Source organism: Paenibacillus sp. FSL E2-8871 (assembly GCF_038000345.1).
Lineage (GTDB): Bacteria > Bacillota > Bacilli > Paenibacillales > Paenibacillaceae > Paenibacillus_AQ.
The window spans coordinates 1,246,813-1,267,602 of sequence record NZ_JBBOBV010000001.1; the positions used below are offsets into that span (position 1 = coordinate 1,246,813).

At 43.3% G+C, this 20,790-nt stretch carries 10 protein-coding genes and 1 pseudogene; 9 read left to right on the forward strand and 2 right to left on the reverse strand.

The window, feature by feature from the left end:
• Positions 1–16 precede the first annotated feature (16 nt).
• The 8 genes from NYE25_RS05710 (at position 17) to NYE25_RS05745 (ending at position 16,596) form a co-directional block, all read left to right on the forward strand.
• The gene (locus NYE25_RS05710; RefSeq protein ID WP_042188436.1) at positions 17–964 is read left to right on the forward strand and encodes an ABC transporter permease; all 948 of its coding nucleotides are present in this window, start codon (positions 17–19) and stop codon (positions 962–964) included.
• Between the two features lie 13 nt (positions 965–977).
• On the forward strand, positions 978–1,847 hold the full coding sequence (locus NYE25_RS05715) for a carbohydrate ABC transporter permease (protein WP_042188438.1): 870 nt from the start codon (positions 978–980) through the stop codon (positions 1,845–1,847).
• 66 nt (positions 1,848–1,913) lie between these two features.
• Entirely contained in the window at positions 1,914–3,500 is a 1,587-nt protein-coding gene (locus tag NYE25_RS05720) for an extracellular solute-binding protein (RefSeq protein ID WP_341145368.1), read from the forward strand.
• Positions 3,501–3,788: 288 nt separating this feature from the next.
• Positions 3,789–5,528 (forward strand): sensor histidine kinase, encoded by a 1,740-nt coding sequence (locus NYE25_RS05725; RefSeq protein WP_341145369.1) that lies wholly within the window; start codon positions 3,789–3,791, stop codon positions 5,526–5,528.
• Positions 5,525–7,150, forward strand: coding sequence for a response regulator transcription factor (locus NYE25_RS05730; protein WP_341145370.1), 1,626 nt, complete (start codon positions 5,525–5,527; stop codon positions 7,148–7,150). Before NYE25_RS05725 ends, NYE25_RS05730 begins: the two co-directional genes overlap by 4 nt.
• Before the next feature lie 99 nt (positions 7,151–7,249).
• The gene (locus NYE25_RS05735; RefSeq protein WP_341145371.1) at positions 7,250–9,466 is read left to right on the forward strand and encodes an FAD-dependent oxidoreductase; all 2,217 of its coding nucleotides are present in this window, start codon (positions 7,250–7,252) and stop codon (positions 9,464–9,466) included.
• A gap of 17 nt (positions 9,467–9,483) precedes the next feature.
• Positions 9,484–10,692, forward strand: coding sequence for a GDSL-type esterase/lipase family protein (locus tag NYE25_RS05740; RefSeq protein WP_341128298.1), 1,209 nt, complete (start codon positions 9,484–9,486; stop codon positions 10,690–10,692).
• A 297-nt stretch (positions 10,693–10,989) separates the two neighbouring features.
• The gene (locus tag NYE25_RS05745; protein ID WP_341145372.1) at positions 10,990–16,596 is read left to right on the forward strand and encodes a golvesin C-terminal-like domain-containing protein; all 5,607 of its coding nucleotides are present in this window, start codon (positions 10,990–10,992) and stop codon (positions 16,594–16,596) included.
• Between the two features lie 325 nt (positions 16,597–16,921).
• Here the strand turns inward: NYE25_RS05745 and NYE25_RS05750 are convergent, their stop codons facing one another.
• Positions 16,922–17,638 (reverse strand): galactose-binding domain-containing protein, encoded by a 717-nt coding sequence (locus NYE25_RS05750; RefSeq protein WP_341147688.1) that lies wholly within the window; start codon positions 17,636–17,638, stop codon positions 16,922–16,924.
• Positions 17,615–18,763 (reverse strand): annotated as a pseudogene (locus tag NYE25_RS05755) (glycosyl hydrolase family 8); the annotation flags it as partial. The pseudogene NYE25_RS05755 and the gene NYE25_RS05750, both read right to left, overlap by 24 nt.
• 980 nt (positions 18,764–19,743) lie before the next feature.
• On the opposite strand from NYE25_RS05755, the gene NYE25_RS05760 reads away from it, so the two are divergent.
• Positions 19,744–20,685, forward strand: a complete 942-nt coding sequence (locus NYE25_RS05760; protein ID WP_341145373.1) for a hypothetical protein — start codon at positions 19,744–19,746, stop codon at positions 20,683–20,685.
• Positions 20,686–20,790: the final 105 nt, after the last annotated feature.

Genomic DNA, 20,790 nt, shown 5'->3' on the forward strand with positions numbered 1-20,790 from the left:
AAGACGAGGTGATGATATGCAAGCAAAATTGGCAGCGGACGCCATTCCCCTCACCAAAAAGCGAAATTCATGGATAAGAACGATAAAAAAGTATAAAGTGATGTACGCTCTCTTGTTCCCGGCATTACTTTACTTTGCCGTTTTCAAATACGTTCCTATGGCGGGAATCATTATTGCTTTTAAAAACTATAACCTAGCATTGGGACTATGGGATAGTCCATGGGTGGGATTTAGAAATTTTACAGATTTTATGAACGGCGTTTATTTCTGGGACATCATGAGAAATACGATAATCATATCGCTGTATAAGCTATTGTTCGGTTTCTCAGCTCCTATCATACTTGCTTTGCTGCTCAATGAAGTTTATACCCAATGGTTTAAGAAAATCGTACAAACGATCACTTATTTACCCCACTTTCTATCATGGGTCATTGTTTATGGAATGATGGTGGCATTATTAGCCCCAGGGGATGGTCTTTTTAACATGATTTTGAAGGAAGCTGGAGTTGAACCCATCTCATTCCTAACGGAACCTGCCTGGGGCAGACTGCTGATCATCTTATCTGAAATATGGAAGGATATTGGATGGGGAGCGATATTGTACCTTGCAGCATTAGCAGGAATCGATCCAAGCTTATATGAAGCGGCTAGAATTGATGGCGCTTCCAAATGGAGACAGCTATGGCATGTAACACTTCCCGGTATTCGAGGCGTGATGATTCTGATGCTGATCCTTAAATTAAGCCATATTCTGGATGCTGGTTTTGACCAAATATTCATGTTTGCCAACAGCTTTAATCAGGAGAAGATCGACATTATCGACACATGGGTATACCGTGAAGGGCTCGAGCGACTTAAGATTGGCTTGGCTACTGCTGTGGGATTGTTTAAAGCGGTCATCGGATTTGTTTTAGTGTTGGCAGCGAATAAGCTCGCCAAAAAATTCGATGGGCAAATTTGGTGAGGTGGTTATCAATATGATCAATTTGACAATCGGAGAGAAAGTCTGGCAAGCCGTCGTTTATTTTATTCTTATTTTGCTAGCTCTACTTTGCTTACTACCCTTTCTATATGTAGTTGCTGTTTCAGTGACGCCAGAATCGGAAGTGTTAAGAAGAGGAATTGTTATTATACCAGAATCCTTTACCTTTCTAGCCTATAAAGAAGTATTCATTTCTCATGGTATCGGGCAGGCGTATAAAATTACATTGTTTCGAACGATAGTAGGCACTGCTCTTAATGTGTTCTTTACGGTAATAGCGGCATATCCGTTATCCAAAAAATATTTGCCGGGTCGAAGCCCATTTTTACTATTCATTGTCTTCACCATGATGTTTGGGGGAGGATTAATTCCAACTTATTTACTAGTCCGCTCTCTGGGATTGCTAAACAGTCCGTGGGTATTGATTATTCCAAATCTCATTAGTGCATTTAATCTGGTGATCATTAAAGGCTTTTTCGAGCAATTGCCTGCTGAAATCGAGGAATCAGCGAGGGTAGACGGTGCTAGTGAGCTTCAGTCGTTATGGCGGATCATTTTACCCTTGTCCTTGCCCGTCCTTTCCACAATTTCCTTATTTTACGCAGTCGGGCATTGGAATAGTTATTTCGATGCTATTGTTTATATCAATGATTCCAACTTAATGCCGCTTCAAGTGATCTTGCGCAACATCCTGCTTAACGTCGCAACCCAAAGTGCTGATTCGCTTGCCAATACCGGAGCTGTTAGTACGTTCGCTATACAAATGGCAGCAGTTGTCGTGACTACAGTTCCGATTTTGATCGTTTACCCATTTATGCAAAAGCATTTTACCAAAGGTGTACTCTTGGGATCTGTTAAAGGTTAAAAAGAAATTCCAACCTGAGTTGTTACGGGGAAACCGTGATAATATAGAAGCAAAGGAGAGGTCATTATGCAACGTAAAGCGATTACATTTGCTATTCTGACAGTAATGGTCGGTGTGGGAACGGTATTGTCAGGATGTGGGGACAAAAAAGAGGTTACATCGTCAGCTACGGGTAATTCACAAGGCCAGTCTAGTCCCTTTGAAAAAAAATTGAAAATTTCGATGTTTAACCAAGGCACTTTCAATGCTGCTGCTCCGATTCCTCCCCGTGAAGAAGATATCCAACGCCAAATGTTGGAGAAAGCAGTAAATATCGACTTGGAAATGATGATTCCTCAATCAGGTCAAGCAACGACTAAATTAAATACGCTCATTGCTGGAGGAGATATTCCAGATTTGATTTTCTTGAAAAGCCGGGCTGATCTCGCGCAATATTATGACCAAGGCGTTCTTGCGGATTTGACACCGTATCTGGATCAATTTCCTGAATTACAGAAACGTTTTAGCAACGACTCCTGGGAGGCGATGTCCTATCAAGGAAAAACCATTGGGGTTCCAGGTTATGATAATGTAAATGGTATCAGTCGAAGCTTCTTCATTCGCAATGATTGGCTGAAAAAGCTGAATATGGAAGTGCCAACGACACCTGACGAGTTATTCGAAGTTATGAAAGCCTTTACAGAGAAAGACCCGGACGGTAATGGCAAAAACGATACTTACGGATTCATAGGCGGCATGAATAAAGAAGGCAATCTGCAAACCTACGGCTTCGATAGTTTGATGTGGATGTTTGGCGTCAATCCTCCATCAGCCATTGATGTGAAAGACAATGAACCGGTGTTCTTGTATACCGACCCAAAAATGAAAGAGGCGCTCGCTTATATCAATAAAATGATGGAAGCCAAAGTTGTAGATCCAGACTGGGTGACAATGAATACTCCCGATTTGTTGGACCAAAAGTTATTTAAGGGTAAAGTTGGCTTCATGATAAGAGATGCACGCAGGCTGGAACCGGATTATCAGCAGAAAATGAAAGAAATCAGTGGAGAGGTGCCAGAATGGATCGTTATTCCTCCAATGATAGGTCCTTATGGTGATCAAATTGTAGAGAGAAAATCGTTCCAAGGCAATTCATGGGCCATATCCAAGAAAGCGGATAAGGACAAAATCATTCGGATCTTGTCCATGCTGAATTATCTCTTTACGGACAAAGAAGCATATCCGAATTTTGCATACGGAATTAAAGGAATTCATTGGGATTTAGTGGACGGCAAGATCAAGAATAAAACCTCCGAATTATCAAAGGAAATGAAAGAAAAGTACCTATGGGTTGACCATTATAGAATGCCGCGTCGTGGTGATGATGCTGAGTACTTCAGCTTCCAGAATCCTAAGACGGCAGAAGCTTTTGAGAACAATCAGAAATACGTGGCGCCTACTTTGCCCGGGAATTTATTGACTGAAGACCCGAACGATACATTGGCAGCTGACCGCCAACGTTTCATTAATGAAAGTTTGGTCAAATTTATGACCGGCAAAGATCCTCTTTCTAACTGGGAGAATTTCCTCAATACGTTGGATACCAAGTTTGACATGCAGAAATATAAGGACACAGTAATCAAGCAATTTAAAGAAGCGGGCTTAATCAAGTAAATCAAGTAGAAACGGCTTCGCCGTCCTTTTAAAGGACGGTACCGTTTCAGCGAGAAAGATAAGGAACATTTATGCGCGAAGCATATAAATTCTTATCTTTTAAACAAAGAGAGAGGCTATAAATAGCCCCTCTCTTTATTGAAATATAAGAAAGTATAAGTTTTACTTTATACTTTATCCTTCTATTTTTCGAAGAAACGCTTATCGTCCTTAAAAAGGACGCCGAAGGCGTTTCTTCTTATCATATGATATTATTTGTTTAATACAGATTTAAAAGGAAGATGATAGATGCGAAGAAGAATCAGCTTGCCTTTAAAATTATTTTTTATCGTATTTGCATTTGTATTAAGCTGCATAATCTTGATAAGTCAATTGTCTTACCACTATGTCCAAAAGGAAATAAGAAAAACTGACATTTATTACACCAACCAAATACTAGACAAGGTAGATCAGTATTTCACAGTTAATTTTTCCTCCTTTCAGACGATCCTGTTCTCGGTCGAAACATCGGTGAAAGCCAACATTGACAATACAGAAGTAATTAAAAAGCAATTAAGAGAGCTGTATGAACTCAATAGTAATTACGTCAGTAATATTTATTTGATCAAAAGCGATTTATCCATTCTAGGCGGGAGTACACCTACCCGAATATTCGATGAACCTTTAGCTGAAAGAGAACCTTTGTTTGATGCGGCTGACAAGAATAGAAGGACTACATTTGTCAGTGATCCTTACAAATCTAAATATTCCGGCTGGACAGTTACGATGGTTCGATATCTGAACAGTGCTCCGTTTCCTATGGCCATTGCTGTAGATTTGGATCTAAATGCCATTGAAGAAACCTTGTTCAAGATTAATAAAAAAGAACAAATGGATTTGGCTCTAATCACCGCATCGGGAAAAATCATTGCCGGATTTTCGGAAAATAAAGGACCCATGAATATTCAAGATCATACTTTTTCAATCGGTGAAACGACGGCGGAACAAATTCTGGATACTACAGAAACAAGCCTTCAACTACATACCAAGGATGGTATTCCAGTCTCCCTTCTGAAAAAAACGACTGAGAAATTCAACTGGACCATCATCTCGATCAACGATGAATCACGCTTGAAAGCTGCTTTGTCCAGATTGGAAACCTATTATATCGGGCTTCTAGCTGCAGGTCTTCTCTTAAGTCTGTTCATTTCCTTTTTTATTGCCAAATATATAAGGACCCCTCTCTATGCGCTCAAAACAAAAATGAAGCGGGTGGAGCAAGGCCTCCTCACAACTACAATATCGATTAACCGAAACGATGAGTTTGGAGATCTCTCCCGAGCATTCGATCGTATGCTTCAGCAAATTGTGGAACTGATACGGGGAGCAGAGCTACATAATGAACTTGAGCGGAAGCTGGAAATCCAAGTGCTTCAGTCTCAAATAAACCCTCATTTTCTGTATAACACGCTTGGTTCTATCAGCAATGTCATACGACTCGGACAAATAGAGAAAGTAGATGTGGTGATCGAGTCTCTCATTTCAATATTGGAATATGGGATAGCTGATGCTTCGGAGAAGGTTTCACTACGTCAGGAATTGCAAAATGTCTCGGACTATATCGCGATCCAGAACATCCGCTATAACAGGAATTTCCACTTGATTGAAAATATCGAAGCAGATTTAATAGATTTCCCAGTTTTTCGAATGCTGCTGCAGCCCCTTGTGGAGAATAGTATCTTCCATGGTTATAACGGAGGGGGGATCGAAGGCCCTATTACTATTCATGCGTACAGGGAGGGCGGCATCGTCATCATAGAAGTAGTTGATCTAGGGGAGGGAATTCCAACTGATAAAATAAAGCATATTTTGATTTCAGAACCGAGTGATGTGGAATTGAAAAGGAAAAGAATCGGGTTAAATAATATTCATGACCGAATAAAACTTCACTACGGAGAACAATTCGGGCTTCAAATCATAAGCATACCTAAGGAAATAACCCGTGTTCAAGCCTTATTCCCAGCAGGCTCGTTTAAAGGAGATGCATGATGGTGAGAGACTACACCTGCTTCATTGTTGACGATGAAGATCTAATCATTCAGAGATTGGAATTGTTTTTTAACGAGCTCTCCCATAGGGATAAGCGATTTCATTTAGTGGGAAAAGCAAAAAATGGTCTGGAGGGGATAGAGGAGATCGTAAAGCTTAAGCCGGATATCGTGATATCTGATATCGTTATGCCTCGAATGGATGGAATTTCCATGATTGAGCAGCTAAAACCAAAGCTTCCCCATACCCAATACATTCTTTTGACCGCTTATTCATCCTTTGAATACGCCCAGAGAGCTATTCAAGCCAACGTCTTGGAGTACATTGTTAAGGTTCCGCTCAGGGAAAAGGATTTAGATCGCGCTTTAGATAAGGCAGCCGGGATTTTAAATGAGGTTAAGAAAAAAGAAGCGGAATTTCAATCGTTAAACGTATCCGTGCTTGAAAATAAATATAGAGTCCGAAAGCAATTTTTTAATGAGCTTATCAGAGGCGAAATTCCTTCTCATCGGGCATCGGATTTTGCCAATCGCATGCAATTCCATTTCTTTCAAGCCAACTATTGCTGCTTCATTGTTGAAATGAATTTGTATGAAAGTTTCCGAAACGATTATTCAGCGTCTGATCAAAACATCTTGAAATATGCGATTACGAATATAATCGAAGAAACTGTGGTGAACGGTGGCAGAGGTGTAGCTGCGGATCTATCCGATAATCGTTTTATTGGCTTTCTTTCCTGGGAAAATAATCGCAGCGATATGGACACGGAATATGCTTGCCATTCATTGGGTAGTCAGATCGTCTCCCATTTACATCAATATTTGAATCAAAGGGTATCCGTAGCTTTTGGAGGTCCGCACCGAGGCTGGGAATCCATCAAACAAGCTTACATGGAAGCTAATAACGTGAGTGAGGATTTCTACTATCATGAAGAGAAAGTAGTCAAAACACCCATGCATCGGTTCCATTACCGTAATGACAAAAAGGAGGACTTTCAGCTGAAACTGGCTGATTTTCTAACATGGGTACAAAGGAAAGTTTCCAAGGAAGAGCTGGAAAAAGAACTCTCTGCTTTAAACCAATTTGTGACGGATTATAAAATTCATAAGTCCATCATGGCACCTATGCTTCAAGGCTTGTACAGAGACATAACTGCGAAATTTAAATCGGGGAACTCGTTGACCACGGATGCATCAGAGTTTCCCATAAAATTCATGACATTTCGGGAGCAGCTTGCCTATATTGGCGACTTCACATTCGAATATGTACACGCTGGCCAACTTTTACATCGTATAGAAATCATGAGTGCTATGCGGTTTATAGAGAAAAACCTTAAACAGAGATTAACGCTCGAAGCGATTGCCGAGGAAGTGAATTTAGCTCCATCGTATTTTAGCAGCTTATTCAAAAAAACAATGAACGAGGGCGTTATCAGCTACATCAACCGCAAAAAAATCCACTTAGCTCTCGAGCTATTAAATGTTCAGGATTATTCTTTATTGGAATTGTGCGAGGAAGTAGGAATTGTGAATGAAGGTTATTTTTGCAAATTATTTAAAGAATATACGGGTGATACGCCTAAGCAATATCGGATAAAAATGACACGGTATGAATCCAAATAAGGTTGCAAAAAATGTATAAATTTCTCGCGAAATCATGTAAAAAAAAGGGCATCAAAAGGCTTACCATGATAGAAGGATCTAATCATGGAGGTTATCAAAATGGAGCTTATTAAAGCAGATGTAACCGTCGTAGGCGGAGGTATTGCTGGGATATGCGCTGCCATTGCTGCCGCACGCCAAGGGCTGCAGGTTTCACTTATTAATGATCGGCCGGTTCTTGGAGGAAATGCGAGCAGCGAGGTCCGGGTTCATATCAACGGGTCAGCATATCTCGGAAACAGTCCATCCTATTATGCACGCGAGGGCGGATTGGTGGAAGAACTCAAGTTGAAGATTTTTCACTATAATCCGTTATACAACAAGAAGCTTATGCTTTCGCTTTCGGATACGGTCTTGTTGGATATGGTTTATGCTGAGCCTAACATTTCTCTATTTCTGAATACATGCGTGCATGAAACGGGCATGGAGAACGGCAGAATTAAATGGGTTGAGGGCCTTCAATTGGCTTCCGAAAGAAAATTTCGTTTCGAAAGCCGAACCTACATCGATTGCTCCGGAGATGGAGTTGTCGGATATCAAGCAGGTGCTCTCTTCCGCTGGGGCAGAGAAGCGAAGCATGAATACATGGAAGAATTGGCTCCTGAAGTGGCGGACCATTACACCATGGGCGATACGATCCTGTTTCAAGCCCGTGACGTAGAATATTCCGTTCCATTCAAAAGACCTGGCTTTGCGTATGATATTACGAAGTTGGCTTTTTTTGATAGTATCAGAAAAGGCTTAAACCATCGGGCTTTACCAAGAAAAATCAATGGGCTTGGCGGATTGTGGTGGCTAGAATATGGTGGACATATGGATATTATCAAGAATAATGAAGACATCGCATTGGAACTGCGGAAATTGGTGTACGGGATTTGGGATTATATCAAAAATAGCGGCGAATTTGATGATGTAGACAATCTCATCTTGGATTATGTATGCCCGATTCCTGGAAAGCGGGAGTCGAGGCGGTTCATAGGGGACCACATGTTGTCTCAGAACGATCTTACAGCAAAGCCGCATTTCGAAGATGCTGTATCCGTCGGTGGATGGTATATGGATTTACATGCGAATAAGGGCATCTACGATGAGGGGCCAGCTACAGCATGGAATTTCGTACCAGGATTGTACAATATCCCTTTCCGCAGTTTATATTCACGAAATATTCCTAATCTCATGTTTGCTGGTCGCAACATAAGTGCTACCCATGTGGCTTTCGGATCTACTAGAGTAATGGCAACCTGCGGTTGTATGGGGCAGGCGGTTGGAACGGCTGCTTCGTTATGCTTGAAGTATGAGATAGACCCCGCGGCCATAGTCGAATCTCATATGGAGGAGCTGCAGGCGCTGCTGCTTCGAGATGGCCAAACGATTGTAGGGCTTCAAGAGGAATTGAATCCTTACTTCGCTGACGGATTAACTATTCGTGCCTCGTCTCAGCGCAGCTATGATAATCTTCATCCAACTGAAGAGATTCCCTTGGAGAAAGGGTTATGTTTGGTCTTGCCGATTCAGACATCCGTGGCTGAAAGTGTACGGATCAAAATTAAAAATAGGTCCGAGCATTCGGAAACTTTGCATGTAAAGCTGTTTGGCGGGGAACGGAAGGAAAACTACATTCCCACCAGCGAGTTGAAAGATTACCGCTTGGTTATTGCAGCCGGTCATGACGACTGGATTACGCTAAATTTGGGCTGCAAGAAACCGGCTGACGACAAAATCTACATCGTATTGGAAGGTACGGCGAGCCTTGCCGTCTACGGCAATGAAGAAAAAATAACAGGAGCGGTCAGCTTCCATTATAGGCCGGAAGAGCCGTCCAGGCTGAAGAAATTCAATAAGAGCATTTGCTTCAAGGATCTGTTACCGTCCCAGAGTATGTATAATCCCGAGAAAGTCGTCAACGGCTTCTCCAGACCTTATGGTCTACCGAACGGCTGGATTTCTGAACGTACGGAAGAACAGGAATGGTTGGAATTCTGTTTTGCAAGCCCCAAAAATGTAGACGAAATCCATCTTGTTTTCAATTCACAGTTGGATTTGGAGCATTTCAACGACCCGATCGAGTCCCTTATCCAAGATTATGATATGACCTTGACCTTAGAAGACGGAAGCGAGAGGACAATCATAACTCGTGGGAATTATCTCACGTTGAATAAACATAAGGTGGATGCGAAACGTGTAACCCGAATCCGGATTAATTTCTGCGCAACGTATGGTTCGCCTTATTTTGAAGTGTTTGCTGTAAAATTGTTTGCTCCTAAAATTGATAAATGAGGTCAGGTGAAGTCACGATGAAGGAATTATTCCCTCGTAATGGGCTCCCCAATATAATTCAGAAATTGGAAAATGGGGATACCGTAACAATCGTCTATTTCGGCGGCAGTAATACCCGTTCTGAAGGCTACAGGGTTATGACAGCGGATTGGCTTCGTGAGAAATATCCTAAGGCGGATATCCGCTCTGTGAATGCAGGCATTAATGGGACAGGATCGGATTTGGGTTGTGCCCGTTTGGAGACAGATGTACTGCGTCATCGGCCTGATCTAGTATTTGTTGAATTTGTCGGTAACGATGGCGGAGATCCCGAATCCAAGGCGCGGATTGAAGGGATTGTCCGTCAGATCCGCAAGCGGAGCCGGTTTACCGATATCCTGTTCGTTTATACACTGAAGGAGCGGGATGTAGCCTTATTTCAGTCTGGGGAATACCAGAAGGGGGCTCTAATGCAAGAGGAAGTGGCCGACTATTATGGTATTCCTTCGATTCATCTGGGCGTAGCGGTCAGTCACTTGGTGTCGGAGGGAAAACTCGTTTTTACCTCAAGGGAAGACGTGTCCATTTCTGGAGCAGTTGTTTTTACGCATGATTCGATCCATCCGACTATTCCCGAAGGACACCAGATTTACACGGATACGATCACCCGGTCATTTGAGGTAATTATCGAACTCAGAGGTCATCAGGGAAGGTTAGTACATCACTTACCTCAGAATCCGTTGGTTCCGGCTAATCCTTGGGAGTATGCGACCATGCTGTCACTGGATAGTCTTACTACTTTTTCCGCAGGATGGTCTTACATGACGCCCGATGATTTTGCTTTAGTGCGCGAGTACAATTGGTTGTTCCCCGGCCTATGGCGAGCAGTCGATCCTGGAGAGGCTATCACGGTGCAGTTCGAGGGCACCCATATCGGGTTATTCGATATCGGTGGGCCTGATTCTGGCAGATTGAAGGTGTCGGTGGATGGTGGGGAACCCTTTATTATCGATCGATTCACACTACACAACGATCATAATCGAAATCAGTATGTATTCTTGCCGGAGCTCCCGAATGGAAAACATACGGTTCGCTTTGAAATCGATACCGAGAAGACAGACAAAGCGGCCGTGTTTGAAGCATGCGGCAATGAACGAAGTAGAGAGCACGTTAGGCAGCATCCAGATTGGTATGATCAAACGGTGATTCAGCTTGGGAAGTTGTTATTAGTGCAGCCGCCATTATAATTAATCATTAGGCTTTGTACAATTGGTAGACCTACATCATAACTGACTGCAGTTGAGCGGACAGTTATGATGTAGGTCTCTTTTTTAAAGGACGACAAAGTCGTTTCTTCTTGCTTAAAATCTTATAAGAAATTCTTAAAATTAAAGAAATTTCACAGTTCTGTAACATGCTATGATAAAACCGACAGAGCGGGCTTAGTCAGAAGGATAAGGCTAATTGCTTCTATACGATCTTCGAACAAAGGAGGGCAACATTATTTTGAAAGCGTTATCAACACAAGGGAGGCTGTGAGTTGTATGATAAAAAGGAAGCTGTTTTTCTTAATCGTTTTCATCGTGACGATATTAGTTCCTTTCAGCCTAGTCGGAATAAGGACCGCATACGCGGAGCCCTTACCGTATAAGACGATTATCATCGATGACGGGAGCATCACGATCAATGATGTTGTGACACCTGATGTGGGTAACGAGAACAACGGATATTCAGCTCCGAATTGGACCACAAGTACAGGGGTGAAGGGATATGATAACTCCAGTTCTAAATATACGAGTACAGCAGGCAGAGCGATATCCTGGAATCCACGATTGGAAGCGGGAACGGCGAAAATTTCGTTATACAAACTTAATTGGGAAGATAAAGCAGATAGCAATGTAAAAATTGAAATCGTCCACAATGGAACGACCGATGTTCTCTATATGGATTTGCGGCCTTCATTTGGTGCTCCTGCGGGATGGGTTGATTTGGGAGAGTACTATTTTTCCGGAGTTGGTAAAGAATTCGTTAGATTAACTCGGTCTACCAGCACAACCAGCACGATAATTACTCGTGCAGATGCGGTCAAGTTCGAAGGGAATATTCAGCAAAAAGAGCCGCATAAGACGATCATCATTGATGATGGAAGCATCACGATTGATGATGTCGTCACCACTGATGTAGATAACGCAAATAACGGGTTCTCCGCTCCTTATTGGACTACAAGTACGGGAGTGAAGGGATATAATAATTCCAGTTCCAAATTTACCGATGCAGTAGGAAGAAGCATCACATGGAATCCGCGATTGGAAGCAGGGACGGCGAAAATTTCATTCAACAAGCTTGATTGGGCGGATAAAGCAGACAGTAATGTTAAAATTGAAATTGTTCACAATGGGATTACGGATGTCATGTTTATGGATCTGAGGCCCTCGTCAGGCCCATCGGCCGGATGGGTTGATTTGGGGTCCTATTATTTCAGTGGTGATGATAGCGAATTTGTCAGACTGACTCGAACGCAACCTACGACCGGAAAGATCGTTACGCGGGCCGATGCGGTCAAGTTTGAAGGGAATATCCGGCAGCAAGCTCCGCCGTTGCCTCCGCTGCGCAGCCGTACATTGGCGAATCTCAGTTACACGGAAAAAGGCAGCATCGAGAATGCCAGCTACAAAGTAACCTTCTATGAAGCAGCTTGGGATGGTGGCAAATCCATCGTTCGTGATATGTTCTACAAGGACACGGATACGGGGAACTGGGTGCCTGTCAATAATGTGGCGGAAAGACTTGAAGAGCAATGGGTCTTATTGGATGGGAATTCGGGGAGTCTAACCAATTACTACGATACGATGAACAAACGCTGGATTACATTCGACGAGATTGATTTCCCTGACAGCCATAAGGCGATATTAACCGATTCTTCACATGGAAGCGATTACGATTTACAAGTGAACTGGTCCATGTCAGGGGACAAACCTGATGTTTCCTTCGCTTTTACACCCCGCCGGGATGGCAATTACGTGATCGGCTATCAGTCTTTCACAACAGAGCAGATCTCTGGCGTCAATGAAGTATTAAATGGTTTCAGGTCACACGCCAAAATGGTAGGTTCGGTGGAATCAACAAGCTTAAGGGAGCTAAGCGCTCCAATGAGTCTGGTTGAAAAGAATGACGGTTCGGGCAATCCATTGACGTATGGGGTATTTGTACCTTCGGATGAGCTTCCGGTTGAATTTGAACCGACGGGAGGTGTTACGAAACAAAGGCTTGGCATGAGTCTTGTCAACAATGAAGGCAGCGTGCAGCCAATCTTGTATGCTCCTCAATTAGGGACTTATTCGCAAATGGCCGCGGAAAGCACTTATCAATTTCATATGGGACTAATCGCTCAAAAAATCAATTTGTATGAGTCCTACGCGGATATTCTTCGCAATGAGTATGGTTATTCCGCATACCGGGAAAATGTATCAGATCAGTCGCTTACTGACGCGATGTTCAATATGATCGATTTACTTAAGATAGAGCCGCAAGGGGATGACTCTGTTGATTATGTCCCGTCACCCAGCGGATGGTGGAGCCGTGCCAAGGGCTTTATTGACATCGAAAACGAGGATAGTATTCGAACAAGCTCGAATGCGGTTCTTTTGGGGGCTTACTATTTGACTGGGGATGACCAGCTTTACGATACGAGAGCATTGCCGTCCGTCCAGTACGGCTTATCGCGAAATGGTATAGGTTGGTCGCCGACGCAGAAGCCAGTATACGGTGTGCCGTCGTTATGGAAAATGGCAACCTTGCCATTTGATTTTTCTAGCGTAGCCGCTGTCAATCAGATGATGGGGACTACTGCAGGAATTGGAGCGCTGGCACAGGAAGAGTACCTCGTGCGTGATCCTGACCAGAAAGACCGGGGTCCTGTCATTCAGCCCCTGATGATGTATCGTATGACGGGAGATACGCAGTATTTACAGGCTGCCAAGGATGCAGCCGACAGCTATATCATGCAGCATATTGATACGCCTGCATCCGTAAATGTGAGTAAAAATGAGTTCATTTATTATTATAGCAAGCTGTGGATGGAGATCTTGGAGCTTTACGAGGAAACTCAGGATCCCAAATACTTGAATGCTGCTTATAAGGAAGCCAAACGATATGCAACGATGTTCGTTGCTCGTCCGGTTCCTGAAGGTGCCGTTACGATTCCGCAGCCTGAGACGTATAATTACGCGGAGTCGTTCCATTGGCCGGAAAGTGGTAAATATCAATATCCTCGGATCAAGCTCCCAGAAGATGTAGCCGGAGGCGTACAAGCGGATAGTTGGCTTGTCTCTCCCAATGGATTGACGTTTGAAGCGGGAAGTACAACTGGTTATTATCGGATGAATGCTCAGGAAGCTCCATTCATGCTGAGATTGTCGCTCTATACAGGTGATAAACTACTGCAGGATATTGCTCATAATGCGGTTATTGGTCGATATTCGAGCTATCCAGGTTATTACTATAAGGGCTTCGCCGTTAGTCAACTTGAACCGGAGTTTCCTCTGGAAGGCCCAAGCGGGGCTACATCCATCTATTATCACCATATACCGGGACAGCTCGGGCAAACGATGGATTATTTGATCAGCGAGCAATCGTTGAAATCGAATGGAAGTATTACATTTCCTTCTGTATTTGAAACTAATTTTTTATGGTTCAAATATCACCTCTATGGAAATAAACCAGGGAATTTTTACGGTAATTCCGACGTTTGGCTCTGGATGCCTAAGGGGATAATTCAGACCAACCATCCTCAATTGAACTGGATAACGGGAGAGAGCGGGAATAAATTCTACATCGGGTTAAGCAACGAATCCTCAGCTGAAGTCCAGACTCCGATCGAATTGAATGCGCAAATCATTGGGTTCAACCCGGCACAAGATTATACCGTAACCATCATCCGCGACAATGGCACACCAGAGCAAGCGGTTATGAGTGGCGGAATCATTCAAGCCACGGTTTCAAGCAAGGGAATAACCGCTATCATTGTGGAAGGACTCAACATTGAAGTTCCGCTGCACCAGGTCAGAACTACTGATACATCGGATGCAAGCTATTTCTTCGATATCCACAGTCCAATAGATGCGGTTAAAGGCATGCTGATCGTCAAGCCCGACGAAACGGCCTACGATGCTTATGTGCAGTCAAAAACGACGAAACCAGCGACGATCCATTATTCCTTGGATGGCGGGGCTACGTATACAACCATTCCAGATAAGATCTATCCGATGGAATGGTCGATACGGGTAAACGATTTATCCCAAACCTTCACTTATTATGTGGAATCGGACGGGAAACAGACTCGCAAGCGGACTCTCTTTCTGCCTGATCAGGTAACCGAAACTCCAGCTCAACCGGATTGGCAGGAGGGTTCATCCATCATTGTGGATAATACGGAGGCAGAGACAGAAGGGATCTGGATACGGGATACAACGGCTAACGACTATTACTATGATAACTATGTGTATGCCAAATCGACTGCCGGCACAGCGACAAGTAGAATTAAATGGCGACCTGAGCTGCCGGAAAGTGTTACTTACAGTGTGTACTATAAGCTTCCGCAAATAACCGCTGCTAGTGAAAATTGGGCAACGAATGCCTCATTTACCGTTTATTATAGCGGAGGCTCCGAGACGGTTACCGTAGATGAGACAGCGGCCAATGGGACTTGGGTGTACCTGGGTGCTTATCCTTTTGCAGCAGGCGATAGTGGGTACGTGGAATTAACCAATATGGCCAATAAGTCACGGGTAGTTGCCGATGCGATGATGTGGGTGGACCCGAACAAGATACCGCAATTGGAGTCTGCGGTGATCCTGTCGAATCGGAACGAACTGCAGATGACTCAAACCGCACAACTAAGCGTAACCGGCTATTTGGATAATGGTCTGATTGGTGATCTATCACAGGCAAATGTGCAGTATTTCGTTGATCGAACCGATCTGGCTGAAGTGGACAGTAGCGGTTTGTTGACCCTTTTAAGTCTTGACGGGGAAAAGGATCACATTGAGGTATGGGCCACTGTAACGATTGACGGGGTGACCTTAACAACACCGCCTTTGACAATTGCGATCAGGGAATTAACGGTTATTGTCGACAGCACGAATACGACTGGGTTGTACACGACAGAAGGGTCTTGGAGCCAAAGCAATTTAGCCGGATACAAAATTGGTGTGAAGTCCCGTTACTCTACCGTTCAAGGATCATCCGCGACTTGGAAAGGACAGTTTCCAGAGGGGAAATATACGGTCTCCATCTACAAGCTCGTCCATACGACGGCAAATGACAATTATGTCAAAGTGGAAGTGAAGCATCAGTCGGTTACCGAGGTCACGTATATCGATGCAACCGTTGGTTCGTCGGGTTGGGTTAATCTTGGAACGTTCGACTTTACTGGAGACGGCAGTGAGTATGTTCGTTTAACCAGGGTTAGTCCGACAACGGTAGATCCACCAACTCTACCTGCCGATATGATTTATACGAGGGCTGATGCAGTCAAGTTCGAACGTCATTCCAGTAGTCCGCCGTTGCTTGCAAATGGGGTGCCAGGCAAACCGACACTATCGAATAATAGCGGTGTTGCGACAGGCTTACATGATGGCAATTACGAGGTTACGATGAATATGTGGTGGGGAAACAATGGCACACTGTATAAGCTGTACGAGAATGGCCAATTGATCCAAACGAAGTCACTCGCGGATGTTTCGCCAGCTGCCCAGACTTCCATTATTCCTATTCAAGGAAAGCCGAATGGAACCTATGTGTATACATGTGAGTTATCGAATTTGTATGGAACGACTTCATGTGATCCACACACCGTCACCGTGACTGATGCGAAGCCCGGCAAACCTGTGTTATCTAGTGACAACTGGGATCAAGATGGGGACTATAACATTGCTGCTAATATGTGGTGGGGCACGAACGCAACACAGTATCGATTATATGAAAATGGCGAACTTATTGAAACGCAATCTTTATCTTCACAAACACCAAGTGCTCAATCGGCCACTACACAAATTTCAGGGAAATCGCCTGGCATCTATCAATATCGCTGTGAGTTTATGAATGGAAGTGGAACAACGGAAAGTGATACTATACAGATTATTGTAAAATAAACCTATGAGCTGAGTGGATGAGAACGATCCATTCGGCTTTTTTATTTCTTGGAATTTAGTATTGAACTATGTTGTTGCGAACGATAAATCGAATAAATGATCAAGATCAGGATATAAGAGTGGAGGGGGACATCCAGCTTTCGGGATATTCAATCTCTGGTGAGAGATACGAGCGAACACTTCGTATTAGAGATGGTATCTATTTTTCTATATTCGAAGTGAAGTCCAATATGTCTGTGTATCCAGTGGTAATATGGTTTATAGAACCGTCGCTGGCTTAAACAAAAAAAGCCTGACGGATTCATATCCGCCAGGCTTTGTTCAATTAAGACCCGTAAACCTCAAAATCGAATATCGAATATCCGTATACGGTACCTCTAGCAGTACACAGCACTCTGACGTAACGTCCACTATTTGCAGTAAATATAATATCGTCAATAGAACCATCACCGGTCGTTGTTACGTAAGCATCCGTCCATGTTGTTGCATTGTTAGATAGCTGAACTTTGTAGCCTTTAGCGTAAGCGTCTTCCCAATTCAACTTGACGCGGTTCACACTTTGGGTTGTACCCAAATCGACGTAAATCCATTCATTATTGCTTCCTTCCATGCTAGCCCAACGGGTAGTAGAGTTGCCGTCTGTTGCCTTGGAAGCTTCAAATCCTGCACCTTCGATAGAGCTGGCTATCGCTGTCTTGCCTAGCGCAAGGTTGGTGCTGTCAGAAGGAGTTGGATTTGTAGTTGCTGTAGCGGTATTGCTGTTAGCAGACAGGTTGCCTGCGGCATCTACAGCTTTCACCGTATAGCTGTAAGCTGTAGATGCGATAAGACCGGTATCGCTAAAGGATGTGTCTGTAGGTGTGCCTACTTCCAAACCGCCACGCAATACCCGATAGCCGGTTACTCCGACATTATCAGTGGAAGGAGTCCAACTCAGATTGATTTGGCTGCTTGAAGTTGCTGTTGCAGTCAGATTCGTTGGATCTGAGGGAGCTTGTGTATCCGCAGCACTGTAGGTAGGCTTCCACCAGTTACCCGAGATGAACAGTAGGTTCAGCATGTTAAAGGAGTCGCTGAAGTAGCTTTCCTTTTTATTCTTCATCCAGTCCCATCCTGCATTGACCCAAGCTTGATGCGTGCTTGTAGTCGTCGCTGCGGAGATGAAAGGCGCTACGAATACCGCTGTTGCATAAGTCCCACGATTCGCACCGTTCAGTTGGTAACCGTCCTTCACATTGTTCGGATTGTTGCCTGTTTTTCCTTTGATCCATACTACCATTTTATTAGCGATATCCTTACCACGGGTGTCTCCGTACAAGGCGTAATCCATTACGATACGAAGTGGTACACGGCTTGCATTGTAGTTGTATTCATTTGTTTCAGGGAACTCTTCCAAATAGTTTGGGGGGGCCGGCTTAGGCGGGTTGCCTACCACAAAGTCCGAAATCAGACCTGTGCTAGACGAATAAGCTGCTGTAAATTGGCTGTATACGTTATACAGATTGTTGATGACATTTAGCCAAGTTGAATCTCCAGTAACTTCATTGAAAGCCCGTAGATGACTGAGCATCCAGTCGGAGGGACGCGTATTCAAGGCGCTCTTCGTATCCCAGTCACCAAGATTCAGCCTGTTGTTAGTTGTCACATTGCTAAGCTTAATAGCGCCAATCATCTTTTTGGCTTCAGCCAAATAATTGATCGTTCCAGTCGAGCCCCATTGGCGATCAGCTAGAATAAGGGAGTAGGCGATATCGAGGTCCCCATCTGTTGCTGAACCGAAGTGCCCTTGAGCCCCAGTACTATCTGCTATTACCCATCCCATCAGGTTCGGATTATTAGAGCTCTTGAACGCTCTAGCCGTTTTGAACAAACCATCATAGATTGTTCTGGAATTCGTATCGTATCCAGCCATTAGCACGGTAATAACCATACCGTATCCTTGGCCTTCCGATGTGCCGAGAGGATCGAAGCCGTCCGCTTCGCCAGTAATATCACCTTTTACATAGTACCCTCCGGGCAGCGAGGACAAGTTGTTTTTAAGATAAGTAGCCTTCCAATAGTCATAGTAGGAAGATACAGAACTGTTCATCGAGGATTGACTGACGTGGTTTGGTTTAATGATACCCGGATAGCTGACTTGTTGAGGAAACGGTTTCAATTCACCCGCTCCATGAGCTTTCCGTTGAAGCGGTGCAGGGGCGGCTAATGTCGCTAGAAGCATAACCGCCGAAAGCATGACAAGTAACATCACTTTCATTGTGCCTGAGGTCGATTTCATTGAGTACATAAAAATTCCTCCTTAAGTGATGGTTAGTTTAATTAACGTCAATGAATTCTCCTTCCTTATAGAATGATCTCCAAAGTAAAACGCTTAACAATAAGTTCTATACATGCCTATAAAGTTTAAGCGCTTTAACTTTAAGACGGAAGTGACATTTCACTTATATGCTGAAGAGATTTGAAGATACACGCTTCAATAGGGGATCATCGCATCCTCAACGTCACTATTATCACTTTCATTGTGCCTGAGGTCGATTTCATTGAGTAAACAAAAATTCCTCCTTAAGTGATGTTTAGTTTAATTAACGTCAATGAGTCCTCCTTCCCTATAGAATGATCTCCAAAGTAAAACGCTTAACAATAAGTGCTACACATGCCAATAAAGTTTAAGCGCTTTAACTTTAAGGTGTAAGTGACACTTCACTTATATGCTAAAGAGATTTGAAGATATGCGCTTCAATAGGAAATCATCGCATCCTCAACGTCACTTTTCACCTATAGGTAGAAATTGCTAACCCAGCAGCATTACTTATGCTCCAATGTATCACAACTATTTTCGTCGTGTCTAGGTGTTTGTGAATAAAATTTAAAAATTAATATTCATTAATAAAAGCGTTTACACCAAACGACAGTTCCTTTATAAGATATTGATCTCCTAGCACACACAAAATTGCGAACTAGAACTGTTTTTTTATTAGTCAAATTTGTTTTAATTCAGTCTAAATAAGCGCTTACATTAGAGGGCAGCTAAACTTACAATTATGTCTAACCATTTAAATTTGGGAACTTCTCCAGCAACGGCGATGAATTTCACTGTCATAGGCTTTCTTGCAAAGCTAGGTTGAATATTTGAAAGGGGGGGGCGTCATGGGGATTACTAGACGAAAAGCAACCGTGATTATTTTGTTTACCACTCTGATTGTTCTTGCTTTACTCGTGTTGAGTTTAACTAACAAAAAGGCGGAGCTACCTGAAGATTGGATATTTACAGTAGATGGATACGCCGTAACGGAGGAAGAATTTCAATTTTATGTCAAGGAGCATAGAGCTATAACGGCAGACTATTTCTTCAGAACTTATGGGGTCCAAGTAGATGAGGGCTTCTGGACACGTCAATACGGAGAAAATCATGAAACCCCAACTGAATACGCCAAAAAATCTGCAATGACTGCATTGCTAAAGACCAAGCAGGAGCAATTTATTGCAGATGAGCGGGGGATCGCCCCTTACAAAAGCTTTGATGAGCTAAAATCCGACATGGAAGATGAAAATGTTAAGCGAGCTAAGATGGATGATTCAGAAGGGACTTACTATGGATTGCCTCAGTTTGATATAAATCAATACATGCAATATTTAAGTGGCGCCCGTTGGCCGGATTTGGTAGAAACGCAGGTTAAAAAAACGAAAATGAGCGAAGCAGAGTTGCAAGTTGAGTATGCATCAAAAAGTGCGGAATATGTTCATGTTGCAAATGAATTGACGGCTGCGTTAGCGACAGCGGGACAGGCCAAGGAAGAGAAAGTGCTAAACCGTTTGGATATATCCAAAGAAGAAACCGAGTCTCTTAAGTTTTGGGAGTCTTTAGCTGCTGCTTCTGTAGGCGAGACAGTAATCGGTAAATATATGGGCGAGGATGTCGTTGCCACATTAACCACAAAACCGGAAATCACCAAGCTTAAACTGGAAGAAGTGAAAGATTCCATTCTATACGGATCGGCGGAGTCTGACTTGCGAGCGTTAATTGCAAATACGAATAAGTTGAAGATCGTATATAACGGTAATCGATTCAGTGAATTAGTAGTGAACTAGAATAGTTATGTTTTTAAGTTTATAAAAATCTATGTCTATTGAGGCTTCCATAGATGTGGATTTTTTATAAAGATTAATTTATTAATTTCAAAGGGAGGAAGTTTT